Origin of the sequence: Cellulophaga sp., assembly GCF_039943695.1 — a bacterium.
In the GTDB taxonomy this organism is placed as follows: domain Bacteria; phylum Bacteroidota; class Bacteroidia; order Flavobacteriales; family Flavobacteriaceae; genus Cellulophaga.
Window position 1 is genome coordinate 1 of sequence record NZ_JBDVAA010000060.1, and the last position, 11,624, is coordinate 11,624.

An 11,624-nucleotide genomic window follows, 5' to 3' on the forward strand; every position below is an offset into this window, starting at 1 on the left:
TAAGTGAGCTCGAAAGAATCATCAAAGAAGAAAAGCGACTATTCTTATGGTGGGACTAAAAAACGGACACACAACAATGGCAATAATTAATACTGCTTTTACTTCCAAAAAAGAACACCAACTATACTAAAAATTACCCAATTATACATTTTTGTAATTGTAGTATAAAAAATAGTTTTAAATTATAAGAAAATTTAACAACAAAAAAACCAACTAGCAAGCTAAATGTGCGTTTACACAACCATATTGGCGGAATAAACGCAATGAGTTGCGTTTATATGTAGTTACCACCAATTTGAAAAAAACCAGAACTTTAATACTAATCATAGTAATTTCAATAATCTTAAGTGTGATTTATGGAATCACGCACGATTTTATTACCTCAAAAATCTCACCTGAATTTTATACAAAACTGACTTTTTTCAATTTTGGAATTTTAGATGATTATTCGAGAGAATTTAACGGAAATTGGACTTTTGCTCTGGTTTGGGTTGGATTTTTCTCAACTTGGTGGTTTGGTCTTTTAACTGGACTAATTCTCGGAATTGTCGGAATGAAATACAACGACGGAAAAAACTTGCTTAATAAAACGCTGAAATCAGTACTAATCACAATCGGAATTACAATTCTGTTCGGATTTGTTGGATATGGAATTGCGGAATTAAAACCATTGGAAATTATTACGAATTATAATTTCCCGTTTGAGATTGAACATAAAGCGGAATTTAATAAAGTGACGAAAATCCATAATTTCTCATATTTCGGAGGAATTGTCGGATTGATAATCGGAACGCTGAATCAAATAAAAAACTGGTGGTAACAAAGTATAAAAATAATGCGTAGTTTAGTGCTTAATCAAGAGTTAGTGCAATTTTGTTACATCTGATTTTCCTGCAGAAAATCCTCGCACACAAAACCGCACTATTCTTATACGTAACCGTTGTGCTTCATTAGAATAAATGACAAAAACCAAGTTAACATATAAAGAATGGAAGATTGAAGTCGATAAAGAAATGACTGAAAAGGAATATTCAAAAATAGACAACCCAAGTGCTGAAAGTTGCGGTTGTGGAAATTGCTTGAACTATATCGAATCAAGAGAAAAATTATTTCCAGATGAAATAAGTGCGTTATTTGAAAAACTTGGGGTCAATCAAAATAAAGAAATTGAAATTAGTCATATGGCAAAATTGGAAAACGGCCTACATTACTATTGTGGTTGGTTTCATTTCATAGGGAATTTCAGTGGAAAAGATTGTTCAATTCCTTTACCAAATGGTGGATTTACTTTAGACTTTTACCAAGTAACAGACAATTTTGGTATTGGGTTTACCAAGGCAAAAACAATGTCAGTATTTAAAACGGACAAAGACTTAGTTCAAGTAGAATTTGATTGTAATATTCCTTGGGTCATTGATAAAGAAATCGAATGCGAATGAAAAAAGAATACACCATATTTTTAAGCAATGACAAGTTGGGAACAACTCGATTAGAAAAAGCGGATCCACCAATGGGTGTTGTTTTTGGTGAGATTGCATTTACAAAAATGAACATTGGATATGACTTCATTAAAGAATATTGTAATTCCAACGGAATTGAATTGGCAACCGATTATCCAGAAGATAAACTCATTTCAACTCGAACAATAAAACAATTAACTATTAAGAACAATTTTGGAATCGAAATTAAAGGAGTAGGAAATCAAATCAGTGGAATGGACAGTGACGGATTTGAAATCACAATAGAAGGAATTCCATATCCCTTTTACGAAGAAGAATTTCCAAATCACGTGAAAGAGTATAACGAAATGTTCAAGGAGAAATAAAAAACGAAAGCACAACACGGTATATAGCAAATAGGGCGTTCGGTGGTTTACGAAAGTTCAGTGCAATTTACAAAGACCGCCAAATCGTTGATTTGGCTTTTAAGAATGAATAAATTAAAAACAAAATACAACGATTTGGCTCAGTGCAAACTTGAAAGTTCATCGCTTTCTACTGCCCTACTTGCCATATACTAATCGTTGTGCAATATATGGACATGAGAAAATTTTTAATTATTTCAATTATACTATTATACTACGGTTGCAAAGAACAATCGATAAAAAGCTATAAAGATTATAATGAACAGGACTTTGTTGAAGTGCAAGGACTTATAATTAAAGTTGAAAAGGAATTTGCCTATCAGAACAGAAAAGTAGACGTAACATACATCTACAATTTAGAAAAAGATAAACCTACCGTTGGACATGAAAAGAATACTCCATTTATCCCTATGGCTGGAGAACCTAAAGTAATTTTGGTTCATAAATATGAGGAAAATGTGACCTTTTTAGGTGGTAACACTTATATAGAAGATGAAAAGGATTTGATAAAAAAATACTTGGAAAAGAGCGCCCGATTTGGTGTTGAATATTACGGAGTTGACCAAAAAGAATTGGATTAATTAATACAGCGGCAAATAAGAAAAAATAAAATACGTTGCACAACAATGCCTAAACGTAATACGGGCTTTAGGGCAAAACCGAAAGGTCTGTGTATATTTATAGTGTCGCTAAATCTGTTGGATTTAGCTTTGGATAAAATAAAAAACAAATCAAAACCAAAAGCTTTAGCTTCGTGCTAAGGCGGAAACATAACGTTTCCTTGCCTTCCACACTAAGCTTAGCCGAAACGTTGTAAGCCATTAAAAACTATGAACAAAACAATAAACATTCAGAAAAACTTAATAATATTTGGAATTCCTTTATTGATCATATCTTTAATGGTTTTTATTACCAAATCTTCATTGTTTACAATTAATCCTGAAAGCTTATCATTTGGAATTACATTTGACCTCTTACTGACAGTTCCCTTTATATACTTCTTACTGATAAGAAAAACCAAAATTCCAAAAACAACAGTCTTACCATTTTTAATTTTGGGAATAGTAATTTGTTCAATAATACTTCCATCAGAAAACCAACAGTATTTAAGACTTTTTAAAACTTGGATTCTTCCAGTTATTGAAATATCAGTTTTATCGTATGTAATTTATAATGTTAGAAAAGGAATAAAATCTTATAAGCAAAAAAAAGAATTTTCATTTGATTTTTTTACCACCTTAAAACAGACTTGCTATGAGATACTGCCCAAAAATGTTGTAATTCCTGTAGTAACAGAAATTGCTGTTTTGTATTACGGATTCATTTATTGGAAAAAAAGGAAGTTAAAAGAAAACGAATTTTCATACCATAAAGATAGTGGAACAATAGCATTGCTAGTTGTAATTATATTTATCATCGCAATTGAAACAATCGTGTTACATATACTATTAACAGAATGGAGCAGTCTTGTAGCTTGGATTTTGACTTTTGTGAGTATTTATTCTGGAGTTCAACTTTTTGGATTTTTAAAATCAATGCTTAAAAGACCAATAACAATTGAGAAAGACAAATTATTTCTTCGATATGGGATTATGAACGAAACAACTATTGACATTAGAAATATTGATAATATAGAAGTTTCATCAAAAGACATTGAAACAAATAAAGAAACTCGAAAATTTTCATTTTTAGGAGAGTTAGAAAGCCATAATATAATTATTCATTTAAAAGAAGAAAATGAATTAATAGGACTTTATGGTATAAAAAAGAGTTATAAAAATTTAGCTTTGTACGTGGATAATAAAGTTGAATTTAAGAATCGAATAAATAACGCCTTACGACACCGTATATAATTTATTGCTAGTTCTAGCCTACTTACGAAAGTCCTCGCGGATTTTCTATTCGGTTTTTATTTGCTAAATTACGTGCTAAACCACGCAACAAACCATATACAAACACGTTGTGCGTAATTTGAGAAAACATCATAAATGAAATTAAAAATCCTTTTTACAATTATATTAACTCTCAATGTCGCCATTTCACAAGCGCAGAATTTACTCAGTAAAAAACAGATAACTGAAGACATTGAATTTCTGACAAAGACTTTAAATGAAAAGTCTTCCTATGCTTACCTAAATGAGTATGATTTCAATACCGATTTTGAAAACTATTTAAAAACTTTAAGCGATTCCACCCGACTTGAGAACTTTGGAATGTTTATCACCAATACTTTAGCAAAAATTGGAGACAGACATTCTTCCTTAAGTGGAATAAGAGGTTATGATTTAAAGGAATCGCTGTTTTTACCATTTATTTACGCACCTTTAAATAATAGAGTTGTTGTTTTAAATAAAAATCAAAATAAAGAGTTAGAAATACTCAATCCTAAATTTCCTTATCTCAAAAAAGTTGACGGAATTGATATTAATTATTTCCTACAAAAAACACGCCCAGAAGACATTAAAGCACCGCAAGAAACCTATTTTACATATGCTGTAAGAGATATTCGGGACATTGAAAAAAATTATATACTTCTCAATAAAACACTTTCTAATGAAATAGAATTGACACTTTCAGATTCTACTTTCAATAATGACACTATTTTGACTGTTAAACCAATTAATAAATCACAAAGGCAACGACCTTGGGATGAAAGATTTGAGGTAGATTATCTTAGAGTAAAAGATGAAGATTATAATAAACCTGTAATAATCGAAAAGCTCTTTAGCATTAAAGAAAACATTGCATATATTAAAATTCCCGAAATGGTTGATAAAGATGAAGCACCTCTTCTTTTTGACAAAGTCAATTCTTTTATGCAATCAATCCAAAATGATAGCGAAGCCTTGATTATTGATGTAAGAGCCAACAGTGGCGGAACCCGTGATTTGTTGTATGAATTCGCAAAATACTTAATACATCCAGATTCTATATATGTTGTAAATGCTACTAAACAAAGAGGTCCACTTCCATTACCAGAAAATTACAAAAAAAGTTTACACAATCGTTTTTTATATACCTTATCTGAATTAAATGATGAAGAACAAAAAAAGGCAACAGAATTTTTAAAAAATTTTAAACCAATCTATGAATTGGATGAAAACAAATACAGCGAATATTATTTTGGATTGTTGAATGGAAAGAAGTTAGGTAAACCTACTTTTCACTATAACAAACCTGTCTATATTTTAGCCAATGAAAAAACATTTAGTGCAGCATCTGTTTTCGTTTCTGCTTTCAAGGACTTACCAAACATCAAGATTGCAGGAGTAACAACAGACGGCTCAAGTGGAAACAGCGAATGGGTTGACTTGCCAAACTCAAAACTATTTGGAAAAATAAGTACAATGGTTTCTTTTCAAAAGAATGGGGAAATTTTGGACGGTTACGGAACAGAACCCGACATAAAAATTGAAAGAGACCTAAATCAGGTTCTTTGGCTATCGGACACGCAACTTGAAAAATTAAAAGAATTGATATTAACGCAAGAATAAAAAACTACGCACAACAATGGCTATAACTAATTGCTTGTTCTCGCCTACTTAAGAAAATCCTCGCAGATTTTCTATTCAGTTTTTATTTGCTAAATTAGGTGCTTAGACCACGCAACAAACCAAATACAACAACGTTGCCAGTAATCTGAGGAAATCAAATGAAAATAATGAACTATAAAACTATCTTTCTGATTTTTGTTTCAACAATTGCGTATTCCCAAAATATCGAAAAAAATATGAGTGATAAAGTACCTAATAGTGTTGAAATTGTTGACAGCCATTTAGACCAATTCTTTGATGAAGATGCAGACATTGTTGTATTTGACGAAATAGAATCTGAAATAATTCACAGAGACATTTTCTTAATAAAAGCTACAGAAGATAGACCTTATCACATTTTATTAAGCTGTGGAATGAGTGCTTTACCAATGAAAGTACCTGAAGATATTGACTCATCTGAATTTGCAGAAGTTATGATATTGTTGCCAAAGGAATGGAATTTAGAATATGAGTCTTTTAGTGACGAACGAAATTATTGGCCAATTAGAATAATGAAGGAATTGATGATGTTACCACATCCGAATAAAACTTGGTTAGGTTTTGGACACACTTTTGGACACGAAGATGATGATGAACTTGCTGAAGGAATTGGATTTAATTCAGTAATGTTAGCCAACTCAATGGAATTATCGGCTGATTTTACCGAAATTGAACTTGATACTAATAAAGTAATTGACATTTATACTTTAATTCCACTTTACAAAGAAGAACTTGAATTTAAAAAACAAAATAGCGCAAGTGATTTACTTGAGAAATTTGACAAATTCGGAATTGAAGAAATTGTAAAAGTTGGAAGAAAAAATGTTTGCGAATAAAAAATACTTCTAACAACACCGCATATAACTTAATACTGTTTTTACCTAATTTTAGAAAATCCTTGAAAAGAATAATATACATACTGATTTTTGGAGTTTTAATTGGTTGTGCTGACAAACCCAAAAAATTGAATATTAACCAAATGAAATTGGAAATAGAAATAGTTCCAGAAGATTTTAATGGCGGATATTCAATATCTTGGAAAGACTCTTTATGTGCCGAGTTTATAGCGCCTGAATGGAACTTTCTACAAAAAAGACCTTACGAACTTAACTGCTACATTACAAATAGAAATAATGACACTCTTGGATATTATGGACCACAAAGTTTTCAGCAACAATTTGCCTATTTCAGTACTATAGACAAATATGACTCAATTGTGAATTTAAATTTTAAAATTGGAATAAATCCTTTTTCAACATTTTTGGAAACGAAATCTGAAGATTACATAGAAAAGTTTAACAAAATAAATGAAAAGCAGACCTTATTTGAACCTGTAAAATTAGAATTGAGCCAAAAACTTCTAAAAACAGAAATTGAATTAATAAAAATAAAAAACTAGGTTCTACAATAGCTATAATTAATATAAGTTTTTGGTATAAAATCAAAAGCTTGTTTAAATAATAAAGTCCACAAAATCTTTTGGTTTGGCTTTAAAAATAAGGCAAAACAAAAAGCTCTGACTCGCAGACCAGACGGAAACGAAAAGTTTCCTTGCCTGCCCTACTTGACATAGCCGAGACCGTTGTACACCATTTAAGAAAACGCAGAATTGAATCAAGAAATCAAAATATCACGTTCGGACTTAATCGCAAAATGCGACCAATATTTGAATGGAGAAATTCAAGAAAAGGATTTTGAAACTTATGCGTGGAATTTAATAACCGAAGAGCATATTGATTGGGGTGATGATGTAATATCTGATATTATTTATCAATGGGACAGTCCAGAAATCAACTTTCCGATTACCAAACAAAACATACGACTTTGGAAACATCAATTGGAGACTGACGAGAATTTATTAGCGGATTACAATTTGTGGAACGCACATATAGACCGACAAAAAAAGATTTGCGAAAAATATGAATCTAATTGGAATCCAATTAATAAAAAACTGAAAATCGGAATTGGTTCTGACTTGAATACTGACCCAATTCACGGATTGAGACATCCAAAGGAAAAAGGTACAACAGGTTGGTACATTTGGACAGGAGAATATTCAGAATCTGATGACTTTTTTCAACCAATGTGCGCTGAACATTTACTTCAAATCCGACCTGAATTAATTAAATATTTCGGACTCGATATTGGCTATCGATTTTTAATTGACAAAAACGGATACGAAGATGTTTGGTATGACGAAAAATCAAAAAATGTTGAATAAAAAACGGTGTACAACAATGGCTATAATTCATTGTGGTTTTGTGCCACACCAAAATAAAAGTATTAATCAAACATCTGGATTTCGGCGGAATAATCCTGCGGATGATTCCACAACGAAATCATAGCCGAGACCGTTGCCAACAATATTGATTAACCAAGTTCATTTATTTAAAACTTTCCCAATTGGAGAAAATTTAACACTCTTATCGTTAAATATTATATTCTTTTGATAGCAACTCCAACTAAAAAATCATATGAAAAAAATATTATGCTTTCCAATACTTTTATTGATTTTCACAAACTCAATATATGCTCAAAATGAACTTAGCAAAATTGAAAAGCTAGCAACTACAGCTAAAATATGGGGGTTTTTAAAATACTATCACCCCGAAGTAGCCAACGGAAAATATAACTGGGATAAAGAACTATTCAAGGTTCTGCCAAAGGTTGAAACAGCAACAAATAACATACAGCTATCACAAGTTTATATTGACTGGATTAAAAGTTTAGGAGAAATTAAACCCTGCAAAAAATGTGATATTGAAAAAGATATTCAATATTTTGATAAAAACTTCGACTTAAATTGGATAAATAACAAGCAAATATTTACAACCGAACTCTCAGAGAAACTCAAATATATAGAGTTAAACAGGCATCAAGGAAAAAAGCATTATGTTAATTATTATAGTAATAAACTTAAAATTCCAGATTTCACTAATGAGGTTGAATATGAAAACTTTGATTGGCAAAATGGAAATTTAAGACTTTTGACATTATTCCGTTACTGGAACCAAATTGAGTATTTCTTTCCTGCAAAATATCAAACAGATACGAATTGGGATGTTGTTTTGGCTAAAATGATGCCAAAATTTTTAAACCCCCAAACAGAATTAGATTTACATCTTGCAACACTGGAATTAATAGTTAGTTGCGATGATAGTCATGCAACATATTTTAACGAAAAAACATATTCTTTTTTTGGTCGCTACTATATGCCCGTAAATTTCAAGGTAATAAACAAAAAAGCAGTAATTACAGGCTTCTATAACGATTCGCTGGCAAAATTAAATGATTTACAATTAGGAGATATTATTACAAAATCAAATGATAAAAAAATTGAAACAATATTAGAGGAGCAAGAAAAATATATTAACGCTTCAAATATTTCAAGAAAAAAATTCAATGCTAGTTATTACACTCTAAATGGGGCAACTGACTCAGTAAAAATTGAGTTTATCAGAAATGGAAAAACCTCGATAAAATCTATAAAAAGATACCTATTTAAGGACTTCAAGTATAAAGCCGAATCTAAATCTGATAAATATAAAATTTTAGAAAATAATATAGGCTATACCAACATTGGCAAGGTCAAAGAAGTTAAAGAAGTCCCTAAAATAATGGAAGCTTTAAAAAACACAAAAGCTATTATTTTTGATATTAGAAAATATGAAACCTTCACACCATACTATTTTGCTAACTATATTACATCGCAAAAAAAAGACTTTTATAAAGCAATAGTAACTGATTTAGATTATCCAGGTAGGTATATTTGGTCTGAGACTTTTAAAAGTGGTAACGACAGATTAAAATATACAGGAAAAGTGATTTTGCTAGTTGATGAAAGCTGTCAAAGTCAACTTGAGTTTACTGCAATGTGCCTACAAACTGGAGATAATGTTACTACCGTTGGTAGTCAAACTTCTGGGGCAGATGGAAATGTGGTCATATTTAACATGGTGGGTGGATACAAAACACAAATATCTGGAGTAGGTATATTTTACCCTGATGGGACAGAAACGCAACGAAAAGGAGTAAAAATAGACATTAAAGTAAAGCCAACAATTGAAGGAGTTATTGCCGGAAAAGACCAAATACTAGAAAGAGCTATAAAGTTTATTAATGAATAAAAATATTGTTGCCAACAATACCTAAACGTAATGCGGACTTTAGGGCCTAATCGCTGGGTTTGTGTATTTTTATGAAGTCCGTAAAATCTTTTGGTTTGGCGTTAAAAATAAGGCAAAACAAAAAGCCCTAGCGCTACTTATACTTCTATAAGTAAAACAAACGAACACCAACAATACTAAAAAATTGGCCAATTACACATTTCCGTAATTGTAGTACAAAAAATAGTTTTACATTGTAGGAAAATTTAACGACCAAAATAAACTATAAAGCCAAATGTGCGTTTACACAACCATATTGGTGGAATAAACGCAATGAGTTGCGTTTATATGTAGTTAGGCGTCATATTAAAAAAATCGATAAAACATAATTGAAAGGATTAACTACATATACTACGATAGCGGAAATAGATTCAGCTCTAGATATAGATGTTCATATTCTTGAATCAAGAATTTTCACTACAACCGACATATCAAAAATTCACCCATCAAAGCCGAAGGAAAAAAATAAAAATTACCTGTGTATAAGTATTGAAATTAAACTTGAAGAATTTGAATCAGTAACAGATGGTGCTGTTTATGCTAGACCTCGATTCTTAATAATTCTTGGAGTACTGACTTTCTTAACTCAAGAATTATTTATTCCATTTGATTTCTTCGGTAATTCAACAGTTGTCAGAAAACTTGAAAAATCAGATGTAGAAAAGTTTGAATTCAAAAAAACTAATCACTTAGAAGATATAAGGCTAATTATTGCATTTATCAATTCTAGTGATGAAAATGACAAACGACTTTTCTATTCACTAATCGACAGACATCGAAAAGCACTATTTCTTGAAAAAGAGAGCGAAGAAAATATGATTCACAATGACGAAATTTTACTTTCACATTTTCATATTCTTGAATTACTATCTACGAAATACTATTCCAAGCAAAAACAGTTAATAAAGCAATCAATAAGCCAATTTTCTGAACACCTCCTGAAAGATATTTATCTACTAGATGGAAATCACTTGCAGTCGGAACAAAACTCTAAAGGGAAACTTGTCGAAAGTGTATTTCTTTCTGAACTTCCAGTAGCAAGTAAAATAATGTTTATGTTTCAGGAACAAGGAATTTTAACCAATCGTCTAAAAACCTACATTCTAGACTTGGTTAAAGACAGAAACTCAGTTGCACACGGAAGACAAGTATATCAGGAGAGTGTGATTTTTCCAGTTCCTCCATTTTTTCCTTTGGTAAGGAATAGGGAATACTCCTTTGAAATGCTTAGAATTCTATCTGCGAGAGCTATTTCCTTATTTTTAGGTATTAATCATTTAGAAGAAGAATGGAGCGATTTCCAAGAGTACTTACATCCATCATTTGAAGAGTTAAATGAATTCATAAGTAAAAAAAGGTACGAAAAGCTAAGTGCTGATGATTTTTATGAAGGAATCGATAACGATATTACACCCTATACAATTGTACACTATTTACTAAATAAAAAGCTGAAAATTGACCGAGCTATTCCTGTTTTGTCAAATATTATTCTGAATTACAGAGAAGTTGAAGAAGAAACTGTTCAAATAATTTTAGCAATCGTATTAATCGTTGACGAATTAACAGACAAATTAAAAGACAAGTGTATTGACATTATTAAAATTTCTGCAAAAAAACGATGGCTACCAAACTTTAAAATGCGAGATGTTTTATATCAACTAGAATATTTAGGACATAAACCAAAAATACTCAGAGAAATGATATCTATCGGAGATATACGTTAAAATACGAACGCCTAACAATGGCTATAATTAATACGGGTTTTGGTGCTTAACCCATAGTTTGGGTATATTTATGAAGTCCGCCAAATCTTTTGATTTGGCTTTAGAGCAAAAAAGATAAAACAAAATAAAAAGATTTGGCTAAGTGCTTAATCGAAAGTTCACTACTTTTAATTCCCGTACTAACCATAGCCGAGACGTTATAGCCAAGCAAAAAACAATGATACACAGTAAATTATCACCATATATTGAAATTGAAAATAATAAGATTTCAATAATAAATGCTGCAAGAAAGACAATTCAATTCTTTAAAAAAATTGCTCAAACAGAATCTAATTTC

The 11,624-nt window shown here is 30.8% G+C and carries 11 protein-coding genes; all 11 read left to right on the forward strand.

The annotated features are described in order from the left end of the window. Nucleotides 1-295: 295 nt before the first annotated feature. On the forward strand, nucleotides 296-820 hold the full coding sequence (locus ABJD66_RS04245; RefSeq protein WP_348128596.1) for a hypothetical protein: 525 nt from the start codon (nucleotides 296-298) through the stop codon (nucleotides 818-820). A 139-nt stretch (nucleotides 821-959) separates the two neighbouring features. Beyond that, on the forward strand, nucleotides 960-1,439 hold the full coding sequence (locus tag ABJD66_RS04250) for a hypothetical protein (RefSeq protein ID WP_348128599.1): 480 nt from the start codon (nucleotides 960-962) through the stop codon (nucleotides 1,437-1,439). Continuing rightward, nucleotides 1,436-1,825 (forward strand): hypothetical protein, encoded by a 390-nt coding sequence (locus tag ABJD66_RS04255; protein ID WP_348128602.1) that lies wholly within the window; start codon nucleotides 1,436-1,438, stop codon nucleotides 1,823-1,825. The genes ABJD66_RS04250 and ABJD66_RS04255 overlap by 4 nt, the downstream gene beginning before the upstream one ends. 209 nt (nucleotides 1,826-2,034) lie before the next feature. After that, entirely contained in the window at nucleotides 2,035-2,445 is a 411-nt protein-coding gene (locus ABJD66_RS04260) for a hypothetical protein (RefSeq protein ID WP_348128604.1), read from the forward strand. A gap of 249 nt (nucleotides 2,446-2,694) precedes the next feature. After that, nucleotides 2,695-3,717: a hypothetical protein gene (locus tag ABJD66_RS04265; protein ID WP_303545768.1), complete on the forward strand. Its 1,023-nt coding sequence runs from the start codon at nucleotides 2,695-2,697 to the stop codon at nucleotides 3,715-3,717. A 135-nt stretch (nucleotides 3,718-3,852) separates the two neighbouring features. Then, nucleotides 3,853-5,358 carry a S41 family peptidase gene (locus tag ABJD66_RS04270; protein ID WP_348128607.1) on the forward strand — a complete coding sequence of 502 codons (1,506 nt, stop codon included), beginning with the start codon at nucleotides 3,853-3,855 and terminating at the stop codon, nucleotides 5,356-5,358. Nucleotides 5,359-5,594: 236 nt separating this feature from the next. Further along, a complete protein-coding gene (locus tag ABJD66_RS04275; RefSeq protein ID WP_198519407.1) occupies nucleotides 5,595-6,233 on the forward strand; it encodes a suppressor of fused domain protein in 639 nt (212 codons plus the stop codon). A gap of 62 nt (nucleotides 6,234-6,295) precedes the next feature. Further along, complete coding sequence (locus tag ABJD66_RS04280) at nucleotides 6,296-6,796, forward strand: hypothetical protein (RefSeq protein ID WP_348128610.1); 501 nt, start codon at nucleotides 6,296-6,298, stop codon at nucleotides 6,794-6,796. 210 nt (nucleotides 6,797-7,006) lie between these two features. Beyond that, nucleotides 7,007-7,618, forward strand: coding sequence for a hypothetical protein (locus tag ABJD66_RS04285; RefSeq protein ID WP_348128613.1), 612 nt, complete (start codon nucleotides 7,007-7,009; stop codon nucleotides 7,616-7,618). A gap of 253 nt (nucleotides 7,619-7,871) precedes the next feature. After that, a complete protein-coding gene (locus ABJD66_RS04290; protein ID WP_348128614.1) occupies nucleotides 7,872-9,524 on the forward strand; it encodes a S41 family peptidase in 1,653 nt (550 codons plus the stop codon). A gap of 368 nt (nucleotides 9,525-9,892) precedes the next feature. Continuing rightward, nucleotides 9,893-11,287 carry a hypothetical protein gene (locus ABJD66_RS04295; RefSeq protein WP_348128616.1) on the forward strand — a complete coding sequence of 465 codons (1,395 nt, stop codon included), beginning with the start codon at nucleotides 9,893-9,895 and terminating at the stop codon, nucleotides 11,285-11,287. The last annotated feature ends 337 nt before the right edge of the window (nucleotides 11,288-11,624 follow it).

Bases quoted from the DNA above. Each gene is read 5' to 3' on its own strand.
- ABJD66_RS04250 (WP_348128599.1), top strand. From the start codon at position 960: ATGACAAAAACCAAGTTAACATATAAAGAATGGAAGATTGAAGTCGAT.
- ABJD66_RS04255 (WP_348128602.1), top strand. From the start codon at position 1,436: ATGAAAAAAGAATACACCATATTTTTAAGCAATGACAAGTTGGGAACA.
- ABJD66_RS04260 (WP_348128604.1), top strand. From the start codon at position 2,035: ATGGACATGAGAAAATTTTTAATTATTTCAATTATACTATTATACTAC.
- ABJD66_RS04265 (WP_303545768.1), top strand. From the start codon at position 2,695: ATGAACAAAACAATAAACATTCAGAAAAACTTAATAATATTTGGAATT.
- ABJD66_RS04270 (WP_348128607.1), top strand. From the start codon at position 3,853: ATGAAATTAAAAATCCTTTTTACAATTATATTAACTCTCAATGTCGCC.
- ABJD66_RS04275 (WP_198519407.1), top strand. From the start codon at position 5,595: ATGAGTGATAAAGTACCTAATAGTGTTGAAATTGTTGACAGCCATTTA.
- ABJD66_RS04290 (WP_348128614.1), top strand. From the start codon at position 7,872: ATGAAAAAAATATTATGCTTTCCAATACTTTTATTGATTTTCACAAAC.